Below are 20,823 nucleotides of genomic sequence, written 5' to 3' on the forward strand. Positions count from 1 at the left end.
TATAGACTTATAACTGCTTTTGCATTTAAATAATCATATAATAGACAATTATTTGTTAGATAAAGCTTTTGTAAGAGGAGGGATAATTTGTTTTTTACGGGAAACAACACCTTTTAAAATGGCTTCATTTTCATGTAAAGTAATTCCAAAAGCATTTTCTGCTATAGGAGCTGCATTACCTAAAACCAAAATTTTAGAATCACTATCAAGAATATTAGTTACAACTAATAAAAATAGATCATAATTCTGAATTGATATTTCTTTATTAATAGCATTAATCAGTTCAGCTTTTTTACAAAAAACATCATTAAAATCAACACAATTTATTTGAGCCACACGTACTTTTTTACCATCAACTTCAAAAGATTTTGCATCCATAGATAACAATTCTTCAGCTTTTTTATCAGAAATGTTAGTACCCGCTTTAAGAAGGTCTAGCCCATATACATTAACATTTACTCCTGCAATGGAAGCCAGCTCATGGGCTGCTTTAATATCTTCTTCAGTACAAGTGGGAGACTTAAATAATAAAGTATCTGAAATAATGCCGGATAACATAAGTCCTGCAATTTCAGGAGGAATTTGTATATGGTTTTCCTTAAACAGCTTTAAAATAATGGTTTGAGTACAACCTACAGGTTCAGCACGGTAATATAATGGATTTACAGTTTGAAAATTCGAAATTCTATGATGATCTATGACGGCTCCAATAGTTAGGTCGGAAATATCAGAAACAGATTGTTGAAATTCATTATGATCTACCAACATTACCTCTAATGTTTCCTCTGAAGCTTTAGTAATGACTCTCAGAGTCTTCGTTTTAAAATAATCTAAAGCATACTGTGTTTCATCGTTAGGGATCCCAAGAGCTACAGGTTCTGTATTTTTACCTATAGCATTTTGGAGATAAGAAAAAGAAATTGCAGAAGTAATAGCATCTGTATCAGGATTTAAATGTCCGAATATTAATATTTTACTCATGAGTTATTATTTAAATTATTTATAATATAAAATGTTTATTTTATATTAAGGGTACAAAGATACATAATTTGAAAAAATCTTATTTTAATTGTAAGATAAAGATTAAATTCTATAAAGGTATCATATTTTTAAATTAACTAAAACTTTTCTATTTTTGCATAATATTATAATGAAGAACCATGTTTCAAAACTTACAAGATAAATTAGATAAGGCTTTACATAACATATCAGGAAGAGGAAAAATAACTGAGATAAATATTGCGGAAACAGTTAAAGAAATTCGCAGAGCCCTGGTAGATGCAGATGTTAGTTATAAAGTAGCCAAAGACCTTACAAAACGTATACAAGATAAAGCTTTAGGGCAAAATGTACTTACCTCCATTTCACCCGGGCAGTTAATGGTTAAAATTGTACATGACGAGCTGGCATTACTTATGGGGGGTGAAAATGTAGGCATTAATTTATCTGGGAATCCTACGGTTATATTAATTGCAGGATTACAAGGTTCAGGGAAAACTACATTTTCCGGGAAATTAGCTAATTACCTTAAAAACAAAAAACAAAAAAAGGTTTTATTAGTAGCTGGAGATGTTTATAGGCCTGCTGCAATAAATCAGCTAAAGGTGTTGGGAGAGCAAATCGGAGTAGAGGTATACTCTGAATTAGAAAATAAAAATCCCGTAGAAATAGCACAACATGCTTTAGACTATGCAAAACAAAATAAATTTACCGTTGTAATAATAGATACTGCTGGTCGTTTAGCTATAGATCAGGAAATGATGAATGAAATAAGAAATGTTCATCAAGCCGTAACACCTCAAGAAACACTTTTTGTAGTAGATTCTATGACGGGGCAGGATGCCGTAAATACAGCTAAAGCCTTTAATGATGTACTTAATTACAATGGTGTTGTGTTAACAAAATTAGATGGTGATACTAGAGGAGGAGCTGCGTTAACTATAAGGACTGTTGTAGAAAAACCCATTAAATTTATTTCTACAGGAGAAAAAATGGAAGCTTTAGATATCTTTTATCCTGAACGGATGGCAGATCGTATCTTGGGCATGGGAGATGTGGTTTCTTTAGTTGAAAAAGCGCAGGAACAATTTGACGAGGAAGAAGCCCGAAAACTTCAAAAGAAAATTGCTAAAAATCAATTTGGTTTTGATGATTTCTTAAATCAAATCAAGCAAATTAAAAAGATGGGGAATATGAAAGATCTAATGGGAATGATTCCTGGTGTAGGAAAAGCCATAAAAGATGTAAATATTGATGATGATGCATTTGTACATATTGAAGCTCTTATCTATTCTATGACTCCTCAAGAAAGAAGAAATCCAGCAATTATTAATACATCTCGTAAAAATAGGATCGCTAAAGGAAGCGGAAGGAGCATTCAGGATATAAATCAGTTATTAAAACAGTTTGAGCAAATGAGTAAGATGATGAAAATGATGCAAACCCCGCAAGGAAGAATGATGATGCAAGCTATGGCAAAACAAATGGGAGGTGGAGCAAAACCTTTTTAAATTATTATATATTTAATGTAATTTTCTAAATTTTAATCGTAAGGCTTTAGTTATAGGATAGACCCTTAAAGCCTTGGATATTTTAATTTTTTGTATAGATTCCATTGGATTTACAGGGATGTCATTCAATTCAGAAACTAATTTTTGTAAAATAATTTTATAATATTTTGGGAAACGTGAATCTCTATATTTTTTATCCATAGAAAATAATGTATCTAGTAAATATCTATTGTTAAAAGGAGAAATCACAGTTGTATAAATATTATAAATTGTTTTTAGGGAACCAAGCCAATTAGAAATTCTATGTTCCCAATATAAAAAGTCAAGTTCATCATATCCCATTTTTTTAAACTGAGCAAAATCATCTTGCCAGGTTTTAAAAATATCTAAATGATATTTGTCTTGTTCACATTTAACAATATAAGCCAGATCTTTAGGAGATAATTTTTGGGGCAAGGGTCGATAATAAAACCTTCCCACTTCACTTATATTTCCGTTAATTAAATACTTATCTTTAAAATGAGGTCGATAAAAATTATCAGTAATAATTTCAGAATTATAATCAGAAACAAATATAGCCTCTTGCGGAAAATGATTACTCAGATATTTATTAAATTCAAAAATATTTAACCTTTTTCCTAATCTATGCAATATTTCTTTAGCAATTTTTACATCTATATCTGAATAAGAATGAATTTTGTCTATAGTGAAAAAATCAATTTTATCAATATTTTTTTTATTACAGGCTAATAAAATACGAGAATCCCAACCGGAAGTTAACGCTGAAACCAAAGGTTTTCGGTGCATTAAGGAAATCATGGTGTTTTCTAATATTCGTATAATTTCAGATATACAATAAGAAGTGTCCTTTTTTTCAATTTTCTGAAAAGGATAAAAACGAATTAATTGTTTATTTTGAAAATCGTAAAAATGATTAGGAATTAATTTGCTTATTCTTTGATAAATAGTTTTGTAAAAAATATTTCGTCGATTATTTAATACATTAAGTGGAACATCTGCAGACACTATGCTATATTTTTCACCTAGTAATTTATATAGCAGGTGTGGTTGCTCTGCTAAATTAATTTCAGAAGAATCATGGGTAAAATAGCATTCTAATTGAGAAGAAGCATCATTCAATAATATAAACCGATCATTAAGTTTAATAAGTAAAATAAAATATCCTGTCCATTTGTCTATTTGCTTAATTATAGATTGTAAAGGCAATGAAAAATCTATAGATCTGACTACTTGATCATTTAGTAATTTTGGGTTTTCAAAATCAAAAGTTTCTCCAAAAAAAACATAATTATCACCAATAACTAACTTTTCTATATCATCTTTACAAATGGCAATAGATAAGCCCTGCCATTCGTAAATCTGAGCATTTTCTGCATATACTTTGTGTTGAGAAGAAATAACATATTGTTTAGGATAGAGTCTCATAAAATAATTATTTTCCTATATAAATTAAAAGTTCCCCTTGGCTATAAGAAACAGAAACATCATCCAAATAAGCCCTATTTCTAGTTCCGATCCGTGTAGCAAAAGATAAAACGTCATTATTTAACGGATATTGTAATCCAGTAGTTGTAATTCCTCGTGTTTCAAAAAAAGGAATAAGAGAAATAATTTTATTTTTTACTCCTCTTAATTTTGTTTTTTTATCAGTGAAAAAAAAGATTGAATAGTCATCATGAAAAGTAATTTTTATTTGGTTCTTAAAAAATAAAGCAGTAGATAGATTTCCTATAAAATGATCACTTTCTTTTCCCGATGCTCCCCAAATATCAACTTCGCGAATCCCTTTATTAATAAGTATTTCTAATGCTTTATGAAAATCAGTTTTATTCTGGTCAGGGGTAATTATAAATGGAATATCTTGGGGAATATGGGGAAGAGAAATACTATCCATATCTCCGGATATATAATTAATTTTTATAGGATATTTATATACATATTGAGTATATGCCCCATCTGTACAGGAAATGATTGAATAAGGATAATTAAAATCAGGTATCGATTTAGGAATTTCTCCGTTTATAAAAAGCAAGGCTTTATTCATTAGGAATCCATGAAGTAACATTCATTTTGCTAAATTAATAATTTATTCTGCAAGAAAGAATAAATAATTATATAATCCGTTTAAATAATTTTTAAGTAAACATATGTAAAAACAGCCAATAAAAATAGAGAATAAAAAAGGTAATTTTTAAATTATTCATAATTATTAAAATTACAGGAATGGTAATATATTAGTATTATTATAATAGTAAAACTTTATTGGTTTGGAGTCCAAAAAGTTTCCTTTATTCCGGCTTTATTTCCCAAATATCTGGCAAGAACAAATAAATAATCAGATAAACGGTTTAAATATTTTTGTAGAATAGGGCGTATTTCTTCAACTTTAGTTAATGAAATAATACTTCTTTCTACACGTCGGCATATAGTTCTTGCAATATGAGAAATAGAGGTAGGAACATTTCCTGTTGGGAGTATAAACTGAGTCAGAGTCGGAAGTTGCTCATCCATTGTGTCAATCCATTTTTCAAGTTGGGTAATATATTTTTCTGAAATTAGAGATTTAAGGCGTGGTTTACCATTTGTTAAGATCATCTTATTTTCTGGAGTAGCTAACTCTGCACCTATATCAAATAAAGAATTTTGTATAATTTGCAGTTGGTTGTCAATTTTTTTTTGATTATTATAACATCTTATCAGACCGATATAAGAATTTAACTCGTCCACCTCTCCAAAAGTATGAATTCGCATATGATTTTTAGATACACGATCACCTCCGTATAATAATGTAGTTCCCTTATCTCCTGTTTTTGTATATATTTTCATATAAAATATAAATTTAATTGAAAGAGTAAATTACGAAAAAATGACTTTTTAAATTTCTTTTTTTTCAATCTTTTTTAAATAGATAAAAAAATATAAAAAACTGTTTTGTGTGTGAATAAATTGGTAGTTGGTATTTTTTTAGATTTAAGATTTTGATTCAATAAATTGCTTAGCCCTTATTTCTGCCCAGGAATAAGAGGTATCTTTTAAACTAAAACCTACGTGTCCACCAAATTTAGGTTTTTCAAAGTAGAGGTTATGATTGGGAATCTCAAAGTTATTTAAAAAACTTTCAGGTGTTAAAAACGGATCATTTTCAGCATTCACTATTAAAGTAGGAATAGTTATTTGGTTTAAAATAAATAAAGGCGAGTTTTTTTTGTAATAGTCTTCTTTATTCTTAAAACCAAATAGAGGAGCTGTAAATAAATCATCTAATTCATCAAAAGATTTAATATCACGTAATTTTTTTTCATCAAAAATTTCAGGAAATTGAGATTGTTTAATTTTAAGTTTACGTTTAAAATCTACCATGAAATTTTTCAGGTAAATAATATTAGAACGTTTTCTGAAAACTGCAGCATTAGAAAGGAGATCTAGAGGAGTGGAAAAAGTAACACACGCTTTAATACAGAAAGGAGTATGCATTCGACCAAGAAAGTTTAAAGATAAAATGCCCCCCATAGAATATCCTATTAAATTAATTTCTTTATAACCGTGATTAATAGCATGCTTTATTACCTCATTTAAATCCTCAATAAGTCCCATGTGATACAATTTGGGTAACCTGTTTATTTCTCCTCCACAGCTTCTTTGGTTCCATGCTAAAATAGAATACCCGTCATTATGAAAGTAATTGGCACAACTATTGACATAAGTTCTTCTAGAATGACCTTCTAAACCGTGAGAAATAATAATAAGTTTGTCAGTATTACTTTGTTTCCACCAATCCAGAAGTAAAAAATCTCCATCGCTTAATTCTAAACGCTCCCTTATATAGGGTGGGATGGGATATTTTTTTAATATTCCGGGTATAATAGTAGATATATGAGCATTTTTATAAATAATATTGTCTGGAGGCTCATAACTTGATTGATTAATATATTGCATATATTAAAGTTAAATAATAAATTATTTTTTTCCTATTAATTTTTTAATTTTTTGTTTTTGGCTTTTTTTAGTGAGATAAATTTGATTTTTATCAATTAATATTTTTATAGTTTCTATTTCATTCCGATTTGTAAGTTTAGCATATGTTTTGCCTATTATTTTAATCATATCTTTAGTCATAGACAATCGTATAAAGTTTTGTAATCTATCATCCCATGATAATTCTTTAAAAGCCATTCTATTTAAATCAATTAATGAAAATTTATATAGGTTGTTTATTTTTTTTATTAATATATTGCCTGGAGATAAATCTTTAAATAAGATTTGTGAATTATGCACTTTATAGATAAATTCAGTAAATTTCTGTAAAATTATATTCCAGTCTTCAAACATTTCTTTCTTTTCAATAAGTTCTCTAAAAGTAAAATCATATTTATAATATTCTGAAAAATAAAACGAGTGAATTAGTTTTTTACCTTTTTTTTGTTCAAAAAAAGCAATAGGCTTAGGAGTATTTATATTTTTTGAAAGTAAAAATTTTGCATTATAAAATGAACGATAAGCTTTTGATTTTCTAAATGTTGAATAAATATATTGGTTTATTAAAATAGGTTTTTTAAAAGATTTTACAGCTAAAGTACCTAATACATCGTTATGAATCTTTCTTAAAGTATTCCTTTCTTTAAATATAAGACATCCTAGTGTATTGAAATTTTTAATAATATCAAAAAACAAATGTTTTTCATATTTAAATTCTTCAATAATGTGAATTTTCCATTTCATATTGACAAATATTTCTAATTTTTGTAGTTTTTTAATAGTTTTTTATTTTTAGTTTTTCAAATTAAATCTTTTCTTTTTGAGAAAAAAATTCGCTTAATATAATTCCTGTAGATATTGCTACATTTAAACTTTCTGTTTTTTGTTTTTTCCCAAATCTGGGAATTGTAAACTTGAGATTGGAAATTGATTTAATATCTTCCGATATACCATTTCCTTCATTTCCCATTACGAGAAAAGCCTCTTGAGGAAGGCAGGAGGTATAAATATTTTCTCCATCCATGTCTGTTGTACAAACAGGAATAGGAGAGGTAGTTAATAATTTTTTTAAATCTGTATAATTTACTTGTACTCTTGCTAAAGATCCCATGGTTGCTTGAACTACTTTAGGGTTATAAACATCTACAGACGTTTCACTGCAGAAAATCTGCTCTATACCATACCAATCTGCCAAACGTATAATAGTTCCTAAATTCCCGGGATCTTGTATAGAATCTAAAGCAATTTGAATTCCCTGAATAGAATGAGGTAAAGTATCAGGCAGTTCCACTAAAGCCAGGGCATTATGCGGATTTTTTAAAAAACTAATTTTTTTTAATTCTTCATGAGATATAATTTGATATTGATACTCCTGCATAAAGGGAATAGGTTCCGTAGTATATATATTAGAAATTAAAAAATTAGAGAAAACAAACTCTTTAATGTTTTTTATACCTTCAACCACAAATAAATTATATTTTTGTCTATATTTTTTTTTATTAAGAGACTGAATAAGTTTAACTTTACTTGAGGACAACATAAAATGAAATTAAAAAACAATATTACATTAAAGATATTAATTTTTGTTCAAATACTTTTTGTTTTTTCTTGTAGAACTAATAAAGTAGCTAAAAATGAACATCTTTTTATTGAAAGTAATTTTAAGTATTTAGATAAAAAAGGAGCTCCGTATTTGGATTTGTATGGAAATCCATATTTAAATGAAAAAGGACAACCTATTTTAAATAAATATAGAAGTCCTTATTTAGATGAATTGCCTAACTATGTAAAACAAAAACCTAATAGGAAAATTCTATTTTATATTCCTTTAAGACTTTGGCTATATGATATTTCTAACCCAAAATTTGACTCTGTTTATAGCGAATATTACGCTGTAAACTCAAAACAACGAAAACAAAGTTTATTAGACTCTTTATACATAAAATATAATATGAAAGAATATGTAGGGAAGTCACGTTGGATAGATCGTTTTTTTTATCATAATGGCGAAGCACCTGTAAAGATAGATGAAAATATATCTAAAGGGTCTGCAGAAAACTTACAAAAATACTTTATTAATAGAGGTTGGCGTAAAGCTATAGTTACAGATAGTCTTATTACCAATAAAAAGAAAGCCAAAACACAGTATGATATAAGGTTAGGCAGACCTATGACGATAGGATCTGTAAAGTATGATATTGATGATGGAATTTTAAATCCTATGTATGCAGGGTATTTACGATATGTAAAGGAAAGGTTGAAAAATAAAAAAGATACCATGAGTAAGGAGAAATTTATTTATTCTATTTTTGGAAGAGATTCTATTATAAAAAAAGGAGATAGGTTAGATGCATATGTGTTTGAAAATGAAATTTCTAAACTAGAAAATATTTTTAAAAATTTAGGATATTTTGGATTTAATGATTTAAAAGATGAAGTTATTTTTTATGTAGATACTGCAAAAAGTATCTATGAAGTTCCTGTAACCTTAAAAATAAGTAAGAGTTTATTGAATAATAATAACACATCAACCGATTCCTTAAAATCAGATACAATAAAAAAAGCCCCTCATTTCAAAAGGTTTACCTATAATCAGGTTAATGTTACTCTAGATAGAGCCAGATATCAGCCGAACCATGGAGTGCCTATAGATTCAACCTATTATATAGTTAAAAAAAAAGAATTAAAAAAAGATAATTTAGGAAAAATTGTTAAAATTAATGGTAAGAAAATTAAAACTCTAACACGAGATTCTATACTTATAGTAAATAAAAGTGGAGGAAGATATAAAAACCGTGTACTTTCGGATATGATGGTGTTTAAAATAGGTGATAAATATCGTTTAAATTCCGAAATAGAAACTCGTAGGAATATATATAAGGTAAATAATTTCAATATTTTAGGATTTAATACCTTTGCTGAAAGAGGTTCAGATTCTACTCTTATATCTAATATAATATTATCACCTATGGATAAATATTCTTATGAAATAGGATTTGAATCATTTAGTTCTCGTGTTGCCAATTTTGGGATTACCCCCAATCTAACATTTACAGCTAAAAATCTTTTCAGAGGTGCAGAAAATCTGAGTATAACTTTTGGCGGTTCTTTAGGTAATATAGAGTCTAAAAAAAATAACCAAAAACTCTTTAATGCTTCAGAAATATCAATACAAGCCAGTTTGTCTTTTCCAAGATTGTTAGTTCCGTTTAATGTTAAAAGTTTGGTTCCTAAAAAATGGGGACCTTCCTCTGCCATATCGCTTGGTTATAATGCACAATACAATATTGGTCTTGATAGACATAATTATAATGCGGCAATATCTTATAATGTAACTCCAACGCGAACTACCATACATCAAATTTCTCTTTGGAATTTACAATATACGCAATTTCTAAATCCAGGAAATTATTTTAATATCTATGAGGAAGATGGAAAAACAAGAAATGAAGTATATAAATATTATTTTAAATATAATCCTTCGGCCGGTGTAGATTATAATGATAACAAAACTATTAAAGATGATCAGCTATTAGTTACTTTACAAGACGACAGAACTTTTCAAGACTATTTACAAAAACAAAATGCGAAATTGTATGATAGTTATTATAATTTGGTCGAAAGACGAAGATATAGATTTACTCAGAATGTTTTAATATCATCATTTAAATATGATTTTACTTATGATCAGAGGTTAGGATTTTTTCCAAAAAAAAATCTACTTTATTTTAGGACTCAGGTTGAATTTGCAGGTAATCTACTATCTCTCTTTAATAATTCCTTAAAAGATTTTAAAACCTCAAACAATAAAATAGTAAAAGAAATATTTGGAGTTCCTTACTCACAATTTATAAAATTAGATATTGATATTAGAAAATATTGGAATTTTTCAGGGAAAAGATCCTTAAATGCTCGTTTTTTTGCCGGTATAGGAATTCCTTATGGTAATTCTTTTGATATGCCTTTTGATCGGAGTTATTCTGTCGGGGGACCCAGTGATGTTAGAGCATGGAAAGCTTTCGGATTTGGTCCTGGAACTTCAAAATTAAGTTCTAAGAACGGTTATGAATTAGTAGCTTTAGATAATTTCAAGTTATTTTCCTCAGTAGAATATAGATTGCCTTTACCAAGTAAAGGATTTGAAGGTGCTTTGTTTGTAGACGCAGGCAATGTATGGGGAACTCAGAAAAATTCTCACAATAAATTTGAATTTAATTCCTTCTATAAAGAATTAGGTATTGGAGGAGGTTGGGGAATTCGTTGGAATATAAGCAATTTTATTATTCGTTTTGATTTTGCTTATAAATTCCATGATCCTACAAGAGATGAAGATGATCGTTGGTATTTTAAATACATTAAACCTTTAAAACCACAAATTAATTTTGCTATAGATTATCCGTTTTAATTTAAAACTATTATAATGAAATTCTATTCTAGTATAAGGCTCAGTAACTCATTAGGATATTTTGTAGCTCTTATGGTAGCTGTAATAACTGTTATTTTTTCTAATGAAAAGGTCTATCAATTAAAAAAAGAAGAATCCGTAAAAATAACTAATTATGCAAAAACCTTACAATTATTAAATACAGAACAGTCATTACCCTCCAATACACAGCTATTTTTAGTACAATTAATAGAGCAAAATACTACTATTCCTGTTATTTTAGTAGATGAAAAAGGTAATTATCTGGATTCAAAAAATGTTGATAAAAAAATTATATCTAATCCCGGAAAACTAAAAAAAGAATTAAAAAATATGGGAGACACCTATGCTCCCATCCCTATAATTTTACCTTTTGGAAAACAATATGTATATTATAAAAACTCTATATTTCTTTCCCAGTTAGAATACTATCCCATATTGTTATTTCTTTTTATTACCCTGTTCTTTTGGTTTACTTACTGGTATTACAAATTAACCAAAAAAACAGAGCAAAGCCTTTTGTGGGCAGGTATGGCAAAAGAAACAGCACATCAAATAGGAACTCCTCTTTCCTCAATTATAGGGTGGGTAGAAATCCTCAAAAATGAACCGATAGATCCCAAACCTGTTCAGAATATAGAAAAAGATGTAACTCGTCTTCTTACCATTACAGATAGGTTTTCTAAAATAGGTTCTTTACCTTCCTTGGAAGAAGCAGACTTAGTACAAGTTTCACAACAAGCATTTTATTATCTGGAAAATAGAGTATCCAACCATATTCAATTTTGTTTTCAGGCACCGGAGAAACCTATGCCAGTAAAATTGAACATATCTTTGTTTAGTTGGGTTATAGAAAATCTTGTAAAAAATGCAGCTGATGCTATGAAAGGTGAAGGATATATAAAACTGGAAATAAAGGAAAATAAACATCATTTATACATAGATATTTCAGATACAGGTTCTGGAATTTCATCTCCAAACACTAAAAAAATATTCAGGCCCGGATTTACTACTAAAAAAAGAGGTTGGGGTTTAGGTCTATCTTTAGCCCGAAGAATCATTGAAGACTATCATCACGGAAAAATATTTGTATTACATACAGAAGTTCAAAAAGGTACTACATTCAGAATTATGTTAAAAAAATAATACCGCTTATACTGCAAAATACTAAGCCTTAAAATAAAAAATATATAATTCCTTTATTTGTTTTATTAAAAAGCTATAGTATTATTATTAATTAAGAAGGTAAAATCCAATGGTAATATTATAGATAAATTCCAGTGATTAATAAAAAAATAATATATAATTTAAAATTATTTTTGTGTTATAAATATTGTTGTATTAAAAAAAATTAATCATATGAAAAAATGGTGTAATATAATAGTCCCAACATTTATTTGTTTATTAATTGGTAGTACAGCTAAGTATTTTCAATCTGATTCGCTTAGAACTTGGTATCCATATTTACATAAATCAATATTATCACCGCCAAATATAGCCTTTCCTATAGCTTGGGGTATTATTTACTTATGTATGGGCATATCCATTGGGCTCATTTTCAATTTAAAGGGTTTACAAAAAAAATCTGCAGTATTTTATTTTTGTATACAATTATTTTTCAATTTTACTTGGAGTATTTCTTTCTTTTATTATCAAAACCCTCTTTTAGGACTTATTAACATTATTTTGCTAGATTGTGCTGTTTTAATTTTTACATTTAAGTGTTATTCTATACAAAAAATAAGCGCTTGGTTGTTTTTTCCTTATATAATTTGGTTGGGATTGGCCACTTATTTAAACAGTTATATTGTAATATATAATTAAAAAACAAGAGATTTGTTTCATGACTCATTTCATTTAATATTAATTACAAAAATTTAATAATCTAAAAAAAATAGAAATTTTGTTTATTCTGTGTTTTATCATCACTTAGTAAAAAATTAACAATATTCTATCATCTACGGATTAAAAAAAATATTATTTTTGAACCTATGATTTTAAAAGGAGACCATTTAATCAAAACATATGGAAGTAAAAGGGTAGTAAAAGATGTTTCCCTAAATGTACAAAGAGGAGAAATTGTTGGTCTTTTAGGACCTAATGGGGCAGGGAAAACTACAACTTTTTATATGATAGTAGGCTTGATAAAGCCCACACAAGGAGAAATTTTTTTAGATAAAATAGATATTACCCAAGATGCTATGTACAAAAGAGCACAAAAGGGGATAGGATATTTAGCCCAAGAAGCATCAATTTTTCGTAAATTGTCTGTAGAAGATAATATAAAGGGAGTTTTGGAAATGACTAAACTTTCTAAAAATGAAATAAAAACCAAAACAGATTCACTTATTGAAGAATTTGGTTTGGAACATGTTCGAAAAAATAGAGGGGATTTACTTTCAGGTGGTGAACGTAGAAGGTGTGAAATAGCTCGTTGTCTGGCTACAGATCCTAAATTTATTCTATTAGACGAACCTTTTGCTGGAGTAGACCCAATTGCAGTAGAAGATATACAAAAAATCGTTCGTTCTTTGGTAAATAAAAATATAGGTATATTAATTACAGACCATAACGTACAACAAACTTTAGCAATCACCAATCGTACATACATAATGTTTGAAGGAAATATATTAAAAGAAGGGTATCCAGAGGATTTAGCTAATGATCCTTTGGTTCGACAAGTATATTTAGGTGAAAACTTTCGTTTTGAAAAAATCTAAAGTTTTAATAATCAATAGATCCATGAGACATATTTTTTATTCTTTTTTATTAAGTTTTCTATTTTACCCATTGACAGCACAAAAAGTTCCAGAAAACCTAAAGAAAGAGTTTAGCCAAGAATCATTGATGCAAACTGTAGATAATATAGAAGGAGACAAAACTTCAATGCATTCTGTATTAAAAAAACATTTGGGCAAAATAGTCGTAATAGAATTTTGGGCAAGTTGGTGTAAAGATTGTCTATTAAGTATGCCTGAAACTCATAAACTTAGTGAAAATAATCCACAAGTAGATTTTATATACTTATCTTTAGACAGATCTGAGGATGCTTGGAAAAAAGGTATAGAAAAATATAATTTATCTATGGGTGATAACTACTGGTTTTCTTCTGGTTGGAAAAATCCTTTTAACGAATTTATTGATTTGAATTGGATTCCTCGTTACATGGTTATCGATACTAAAGGTAAAATAGCCAAATATTATGCAATTTCAGCAAAAGATCCCGAACTTCAAGAAACTATAAATTTATTATTGCAATAATTATAAGATAAATAGATGAAAAATATTTAATTAATTTATTTTTATTTTGGGTAGGCTATCCTCTATAAGTTGTCCGGCTTCTATTAATTGAGCGTACCAATCCTCTCCAAATTTTCGTATCAAAGGTTCTTTTAAAAATTCAAATACTCTAACTTTTAATTCTTTTCCCAAAACACAGGCATCAGAACAAATGTACCATTCATCATAGTTAACAGCGATATATTTACGCAATTTTTGTAACCTTATCGGATATAGGTGACAAGATATAGGTTTTTTATACTCTATTTTCCCCTCCTCATAGGCTTTTTCTATACCACATTTAGCTGTTTGATTTTCATCAAAAATAACATATGCGCACTCTTCCCCATCAATTAGAGGAGTGACATAATCTCCATCAAAATCAGTAATATATTTGCCTTGTTTTTCAATAGCTCTTCGACCTTTCTCTCTTAGATAAGGAGAAACTTTAGAGTAAATTCTGTCTAGTATAGGTAATTCATCTTTATCTAGAGGAGCTCCCGAATCTCCTTCTACACAACAAATACCCTTACATTTATTAAGGTTACAAACAAATTTTTTACGAAAAACATCTAAAGAAATAATAGTGTCGTCTATTTGAATCATATAGTAAAAAGTATAAAGGCAAAGGTACGGTTATAATTTATATTAAATTTAAAAAAATAGTAAATAAATTGTTTTTGGCGAAGTATTTGTTATGCATTTGATTTCACTTAAATATATAAAACTTTACATATGAAAAAAAAAATTTTACTAATTGGTGGTGGTTTTGCCGGTATAAATATCTTAACGCAGTTAAAAAATGATAAGAATTATGAAATTGTCTTAATAGATAAGAATAATTACAATTTTTTTCCTCCCCTTATATATCAGGTAGCAGCCAGTGTATTAGACCCAGTAGCCATAAGTTATCCTTTCAGAAGATTTATAAGACATAAAAAGAATGTACGTTTTCGTCAGGCCGAATTAATTGAAGTAAAGCCTGAAGAGAATAAAGTTATATTATCTAATGGAGAAATAGATTATGATATTCTTATAATAGGTACAGGAACACAAAGTAATTATTTTGGAATGGAAAACATAGAAAAATTTTCTATTCCTATGAAAACTTTAAATGATGCTTTATTACTAAGAAATACACTTTTGGAGAGATTAGAAAAGGCTTCAAGAGAAGAGGATTTGGATAAGCAAAAACAATTATTAAATATTGTTATAACAGGAGGTGGGCCTGCTGGAGTAGAGATTGCTGGGGTAGTACGGGAAATTATGAATCATATGATTCCTTTAGATTATCGTGAATTAAAATCGAAAGTAAATGTTTATCTGGTAGAAGGATCAGATGTACTTTTAGGACCTATGAGCGATAAATCACATAAAGTTTCATATGATACGTTGAAAAAATTAGGAGTAGAAATTTTATTAAATACCCAAGTAAAAGATTGTGATGAAAATTCTATTTTTTTTGCTAATGGAACCAAAATCGATACTAAAACTATTATTTGGACAGCAGGAGTAACATCCAGGGTTTTTGATGGCTTACCTAAAGATTTATATGCCAGAGGTAGAAGAATGCAGGTAGATGAATTTAATAAAGTAAAAGGTTATGATAATATATTTGCTGTAGGAGATACTTGTATTATGACTACCGATCCTAAATTTTCAGAAGGGCATCCACAATTAGCACAAGTAGCCATGCAACAAGGAGAAAATTTAGCAAAAAATCTGCAAAGGGAAATAAATGGCAAGGATTGGAAACCCTTTCATTACATAGATAAAGGATCAATGGCTATTATTGGTAAAAATAAAGCTGTAGCAGATTTAGTCGCTCCCAAAATGTTTCTTAAAGGTTTTTTTGCTTGGGCTATATGGTCATCTATTCATTTAATATCATTAGTATCTATAGGAAATAAATTGAATACCTTTTATAGATGGCTAACGATGTATTTTTCTAAAAACACTTCGTTAGGTATAAATTATAAAATAGGAGAGCCTAAAAAATAACTATAAAACTCACATAAAATGTCCATATTTTTTAAATATGGACATACTTTTAATTTTTATTTTTTTGATTTTGAGGAACAGAGTCAGAAATAGAAGTATCCATGCTTACAGTACCTTTATAAACAGCTCCGTTTTCAACTGTAAAATTTTTAAGTTCCATATTTCCTAAGATGGTTCCGGATTCTTTTAGAGATAAATTGTCAACATGTATATTACCTTCAACAATGCCAAAAACAATCAATTCTTTAGCTTTAATGTCTCCTTTTACCATGCCTGTTTTTCCAAGTATAACTCCACCTTCCTTATTTACAACATTGCCTAAAACATGTCCATCTATTCTTACATAATCTTTGCATTCTATAGAGCCATCAATAGAACAATGTTCCGCAATAATTGTAGTAATATTTTCAGGTATTGATTTAGAAGAATCATTTTTTTTTGATGCGAACATATATTTTAAATATTTAGTTTATGGAATATATAAATAATTTATAGGATTTTTCTTTTCGTTATTATGTATAATTTCATAATGAACATGTGGTCCGGTCGATCTGCCAGTACTACCTAATTTTCCAATAACGTCTCCCGCTTTTATATTTTGACCGACTTTAACATCAATTTCAGATAAATGCCCATAAAGGGTTTCATATTTGTATGCATGTTTAATAATTACACAGTTTCCATAACCACCTTTAATACTTGCAAAAATAACTTTTCCATCCGCGGTGCTTTTAATAGGATCTCCAATTGTACCTGCTAAATCTAAACCAGGATGAAATTCTCCTCCTTGATGAGAAAAAGGATTTCCCCTTACACCAAAAGTAGAAGTAAGACGACCAATATGTGGAAGTCCTATAGGAATAGATTGAATTTTATTTAGTATCTCCGAAACTCTTTCTTGCTTAGATTTAATTAAATCAGAATTCATTTCTTCTACAGAATAATATTCTCCACCTACTTCAGAACGAGTATTTCTTTCATTTCTTTTAGAAGATGTTAGGGTTTTAACTTCACGTTCATTTAAATATTTTTCAATTTTAAGTAAATATTCTTCTGCTTTATTAAGATTATCTAGCTTTTGATGAATTGAATTCTTATTGTTTTTTTGATTATTTAATTTATTTCCCAGTTTGTTTTCAAGCATTACAACTTTATTATATAATTTTTCTTTTTCATGTCTCTCATATTTTATAAAAATAAAAAAACTAAAAAATAAAATTAAAGTAAACAAAGAAAAATAAAAAACCATTTTTTTATAAAGAGCAATATTTTTTACATGTTTATCCTTTATTGTGTATATTTTAGTCTTGTTACTGTGTTTATTGGTAATTATAATGGTCGAATAGTTAGAATTTTTCATAGAAAATTTAACATTATTATTAAAATGAGCAGTAAAAGTATTAGATATTTAGTAAATACAAAAAATAAAATAAAAATTTAACAATTCTTTAATAAAACAACGAGATATTTTTTTTATATTTTATTAATAAAGAAAAGAATAGGAAAGTTAAATTAACAAAGGAAACAAGAAACTTTTCAAAATAAAATTTTATAAATATCTTCTACTTTAGATACTTTTTCAACTCTTATATTATATTTCTTTGTATCAATTTTATTATATTTAGAAATAAAAATAACATCATAACCTAATTTTTCACCTTCTAAAATTCTTTGTTCAATTCGATTTACAGCTCTAATTTCTCCACTTAATCCTACCTCTCCAGTAAAAAGGCAATTATCAGGTAAAGGTATATCTTCGTTAGAAGATAAAATAGCACTTATTACCGCTAAATCAATAGCGGGATCGTCTATTCTAATGCCCCCTGTAATATTTAAAAAAACGTCTTTTACCCCTAAGTGAAAACCGGCTCTTTTTTCTAATACAGCCAGTAACATATTGAGTCTCTTTGCATCAAATCCCGTTGTAACCCTTTGCGGAGTACCATACACGGCTGTAGATACAAGTGCTTGAATTTCAACTAACATAGGACGTAAACCCTCAAGAGTAACCCCAATAGCATTGCCAGATAGATTCTCATCTTTTTTAGATATCAATATTTCAGAAGGATTTTTGATCTCCTTTAGTCCCGATGAAAACATTTCATAGATACCTAATCCAGAAGTAGATCCATATCTGTTTTTGTTGGCTCTCAGTAGACGGAAAATATAATTTCTATCCCCTTCGAATTGTAGGACTACATCTACCATATGTTCTAAAATCTTAGGTCCGGCAATAGTGCCTTCTTTATTAATATGTCCTATTAAAATAACAGGAACAGAAGTTTCTTTTGCAAATTTAATTAATTCTGATGTGCACTCTCTTATTTGAGAAATACTTCCGGGAGAAGATTCAATATAAGAAGAATATAAAGTCTGTATGGAATCTATCACTACAAGATCTGGTTTTAGTTCTTGCGCTTTTTTTATAATTTTTTGAGTTTGAATTTCAGTTAAAATATAGCAATCAGAATTAAGTATTTCCATTCTGTCGGCCCTCATTTTAATCTGGTTATTACTTTCTTCTCCGGATACATATAAAACTTTTTTAGATATTTGTAACGAAATTTGTAATAAAAGTGTTGATTTTCCCACTCCAGGTTCTCCACCTATTAAAATAACGCTACCGGGAACAATTCCTCCCCCTAAAAGATTATCTAATTCCAGATTACCAGTGATAATACGCGTTTCCTCTTGTGAGGATATTTCAGTTATTCTATGTATTGTATTTTTAGGCTTTTTATCAGTAAAAGATGAATTATATTTATTTTCTTTTTCCATCACTACCAATTCCTCAACAATAGTATTCCATTCACCACAAACCTTACATTGGCCTACCCATTTGGGGTATTGAGTTCCACAATTTTGACAAAAAAAAGTTGTTTTTGTCTTTTTCATTTATTCTGTTTAATTTAAATATTTACAAAGTTAAAGTTATTATAAAAGATAATGAGTATAATTAAAATATTATCTATAAAAAATTTTATTAAAAAAATCATAAGAACGAGAAAAGAGATTAGGTTATATTTACCCTTTTTATGGATAGTAATAATACAATAAAATTTAAAATTTGTAAAATGAAATTTTTAAATAATTTAACTTATAGATAGATATACTACTAATAAAAATTATGATTAACATATTTTAATAAGAAAGATTTAACTTGATAAATAATATTAAAGAGATTTAAATAAAAATAATAATTGATTCATTACTTACAGATAATTAATGCATTATCAAAAATATAAAAAAAATATTAAAAAAAAGTTTTGTAAAAATTTGGAAGCAATAAAAAAAGTCCTATCTTTGCACTCCAATTTAATAATAACAAAATATTAAATTGAAAACGAACAGATCATTGACATAAAAATTTTAAGATAAAAAGTAGCAAAAACGACTTGGGAAAGCTCTATTAAAAATTAGGGTACAGGGAAAACTTTTGTAAAATTAAAAAGAATTACAATGGAGAGTTTGATCCTGGCTCAGGATGAACGCTAGCGGGAGGCCTAACACATGCAAGCCGAGGGGTATTTTGGAGCTTGCTTCAAGAGAGACCGGCGTACGGGTGCGTAACGCGTATGTAACTTACCTATATCACGGGGATAGCCCGGGGAAACTCGGATTAATACCGGATAACATATAATGTAGCCTTACATTGTATTAAAAGGATTTATCGGATATAGATAGGCATGCGTAGGATTAGTTAGTTGGTAAGGTAACGGCTTACCAAGGCAATGATCCTTAGGGGGCCTGAGAGGGTGAACCCCCACACTGGAACTGAGACACGGACCAGACTCCTACGGGAGGCAGCAGTGAGGAATATTGGACAATGGGTGAGAGCCTGATCCAGCCATCCCGCGTGAAGGACGACAGCCCTATGGGTTTTAAACTTCTTTTGTATGGGAATAAACCACATTACGTGTAATGTGCTGAATGTACCATACGAATAAGCATCGGCTAACTCCGTGCCAGCAGCCGCGGTAATACGGAGGATGCGAGCGTTATCCGGATTTATTGGGTTTAAAGGGTCCGTAGGCGGATTTGTAAGTCAGTGGTGAAATCCTACAGCTTAACTGTAGAACTGCCATAGATACTGCGAGTCTTGAATAGTATTGAAGTAGCTGGAATGTGTAGTGTAGCGGTGAAATGCATAGATATTACACAGAACACCGATTGCGAAGGCAGGTTACTAAATACCGATTGACGCTAAGGGACGAAAGCGTGGGGAGCGAACAGGATTAGATACCCTGGTAGTCCACGCTGTAAACGATGGATACTCGTTGTTGGGGAGTAAATTCTCAGTGACTAAGCGAAAGTAATAAGTATCCCACCTGGGGAGTACGACCGCAAGGTTGAAACTCAAAGGAATTGACGGGGGCCCGCACAAGCGGTGGAGCATGTGGTTTAATTCGATGATACGCGAGGAACCTTACCAGGGCTTAAATGGGAATTGACGTACTTAGAAATAAGTATTTCTTCGGACAATTTTCAAGGTGCTGCATGGTTGTCGTCAGCTCGTGCCGTGAGGTGTCAGGTTAAGTCCTATAACGAGCGCAACCCTTATCATTAGTTGCCAACGGGTAAAGCCGGGAACTCTAATGAGACTGCCAGTGCAAA

The 20,823-nt window shown here is 29.1% G+C and carries 18 protein-coding genes and 1 rRNA gene; 8 read left to right on the forward strand and 11 right to left on the reverse strand.

Features of this window, described 5'->3' with window-relative positions; translation table 11 throughout:
- Positions 1-48 precede the first annotated feature (48 nt).
- Entirely contained in the window at positions 49-981 is a 933-nt protein-coding gene (locus C4S76_RS02405) for a manganese-dependent inorganic pyrophosphatase (RefSeq protein WP_105192305.1), read from the reverse strand.
- A 179-nt stretch (positions 982-1,160) separates the two neighbouring features.
- Between C4S76_RS02405 and ffh the strand changes: the two genes are divergently transcribed.
- Entirely contained in the window at positions 1,161-2,510 is a 1,350-nt protein-coding gene (gene ffh, locus C4S76_RS02410) for a signal recognition particle protein (protein ID WP_105192307.1), read from the forward strand.
- Between the two features lie 12 nt (positions 2,511-2,522).
- Here the strand turns inward: ffh and C4S76_RS02415 are convergent, their stop codons facing one another.
- The 6 genes from C4S76_RS02415 to C4S76_RS02440 all read right to left on the reverse strand — a co-directional run bounded on the left by C4S76_RS02415 (position 2,523) and on the right by C4S76_RS02440 (position 8,046).
- Positions 2,523-3,956: a hypothetical protein gene (locus C4S76_RS02415; protein ID WP_105192309.1), complete on the reverse strand. Its 1,434-nt coding sequence runs from the start codon at positions 3,954-3,956 to the stop codon at positions 2,523-2,525.
- Between the two features lie 7 nt (positions 3,957-3,963).
- Positions 3,964-4,575: a thiamine diphosphokinase gene (locus C4S76_RS02420; protein WP_105192311.1), complete on the reverse strand. Its 612-nt coding sequence runs from the start codon at positions 4,573-4,575 to the stop codon at positions 3,964-3,966.
- 215 nt (positions 4,576-4,790) lie between these two features.
- Positions 4,791-5,357: a cob(I)yrinic acid a,c-diamide adenosyltransferase gene (locus C4S76_RS02425; protein WP_105192313.1), complete on the reverse strand. Its 567-nt coding sequence runs from the start codon at positions 5,355-5,357 to the stop codon at positions 4,791-4,793.
- A gap of 144 nt (positions 5,358-5,501) precedes the next feature.
- Entirely contained in the window at positions 5,502-6,467 is a 966-nt protein-coding gene (locus tag C4S76_RS02430) for a YheT family hydrolase (protein ID WP_105192315.1), read from the reverse strand.
- Between the two features lie 21 nt (positions 6,468-6,488).
- On the reverse strand, positions 6,489-7,250 hold the full coding sequence (locus tag C4S76_RS02435; RefSeq protein ID WP_105192317.1) for a lipopolysaccharide kinase InaA family protein: 762 nt from the start codon (positions 7,248-7,250) through the stop codon (positions 6,489-6,491).
- Between the two features lie 61 nt (positions 7,251-7,311).
- The gene (locus C4S76_RS02440) at positions 7,312-8,046 is read right to left on the reverse strand and encodes an RNA methyltransferase (protein WP_105192319.1); all 735 of its coding nucleotides are present in this window, start codon (positions 8,044-8,046) and stop codon (positions 7,312-7,314) included.
- Between the two features lie 3 nt (positions 8,047-8,049).
- Here C4S76_RS02440 and tamL point away from each other — a divergent pair, with 3 nt between their 5' ends.
- The 5 genes from tamL (at position 8,050) to C4S76_RS02465 (ending at position 14,190) form a co-directional block, all read left to right on the forward strand.
- Complete coding sequence (gene tamL, locus C4S76_RS02445) at positions 8,050-10,911, forward strand: translocation and assembly module lipoprotein TamL (protein ID WP_105192321.1); 2,862 nt, start codon at positions 8,050-8,052, stop codon at positions 10,909-10,911.
- Positions 10,912-10,926: 15 nt separating this feature from the next.
- Positions 10,927-12,075, forward strand: coding sequence for a sensor histidine kinase (locus C4S76_RS02450; RefSeq protein ID WP_105192323.1), 1,149 nt, complete (start codon positions 10,927-10,929; stop codon positions 12,073-12,075).
- Between the two features lie 213 nt (positions 12,076-12,288).
- Positions 12,289-12,753, forward strand: coding sequence for a TspO/MBR family protein (locus tag C4S76_RS02455; protein ID WP_105192325.1), 465 nt, complete (start codon positions 12,289-12,291; stop codon positions 12,751-12,753).
- Between the two features lie 167 nt (positions 12,754-12,920).
- Positions 12,921-13,649, forward strand: coding sequence for an LPS export ABC transporter ATP-binding protein (gene lptB / locus C4S76_RS02460; protein ID WP_105192328.1), 729 nt, complete (start codon positions 12,921-12,923; stop codon positions 13,647-13,649).
- Positions 13,650-13,671: 22 nt separating this feature from the next.
- On the forward strand, positions 13,672-14,190 hold the full coding sequence (locus C4S76_RS02465; protein WP_105192352.1) for a TlpA family protein disulfide reductase: 519 nt from the start codon (positions 13,672-13,674) through the stop codon (positions 14,188-14,190).
- A gap of 30 nt (positions 14,191-14,220) precedes the next feature.
- Here the strand turns inward: C4S76_RS02465 and C4S76_RS02470 are convergent, their stop codons facing one another.
- Positions 14,221-14,814: a DUF3109 family protein gene (locus C4S76_RS02470; RefSeq protein WP_105192330.1), complete on the reverse strand. Its 594-nt coding sequence runs from the start codon at positions 14,812-14,814 to the stop codon at positions 14,221-14,223.
- Between the two features lie 129 nt (positions 14,815-14,943).
- Between C4S76_RS02470 and C4S76_RS02475 the strand changes: the two genes are divergently transcribed.
- Positions 14,944-16,209, forward strand: a complete 1,266-nt coding sequence (locus C4S76_RS02475; RefSeq protein WP_105192332.1) for an NAD(P)/FAD-dependent oxidoreductase — start codon at positions 14,944-14,946, stop codon at positions 16,207-16,209.
- A 49-nt stretch (positions 16,210-16,258) separates the two neighbouring features.
- Here C4S76_RS02475 and C4S76_RS02480 read toward each other — a convergent pair whose 3' ends face one another.
- The 3 genes from C4S76_RS02480 to radA form a co-directional block, all read right to left on the reverse strand.
- A complete protein-coding gene (locus C4S76_RS02480) occupies positions 16,259-16,660 on the reverse strand; it encodes a bactofilin family protein (protein ID WP_105192334.1) in 402 nt (133 codons plus the stop codon).
- 18 nt (positions 16,661-16,678) lie between these two features.
- The gene (locus C4S76_RS02485) at positions 16,679-17,569 is read right to left on the reverse strand and encodes a M23 family metallopeptidase (RefSeq protein WP_105192336.1); all 891 of its coding nucleotides are present in this window, start codon (positions 17,567-17,569) and stop codon (positions 16,679-16,681) included.
- A gap of 176 nt (positions 17,570-17,745) precedes the next feature.
- Positions 17,746-19,104 (reverse strand): DNA repair protein RadA, encoded by a 1,359-nt coding sequence (gene radA / locus C4S76_RS02490; protein WP_105192338.1) that lies wholly within the window; start codon positions 19,102-19,104, stop codon positions 17,746-17,748.
- A 561-nt stretch (positions 19,105-19,665) separates the two neighbouring features.
- Between radA and C4S76_RS02495 the strand changes: the two genes are divergently transcribed.
- Positions 19,666-20,823 (forward strand): 16S ribosomal RNA (locus tag C4S76_RS02495); the annotation flags it as partial.

It is taken from the genome of Apibacter adventoris (assembly GCF_002964965.1).
Classification (GTDB): Bacteria; Bacteroidota; Bacteroidia; order Flavobacteriales; family Weeksellaceae; genus Apibacter; species Apibacter adventoris.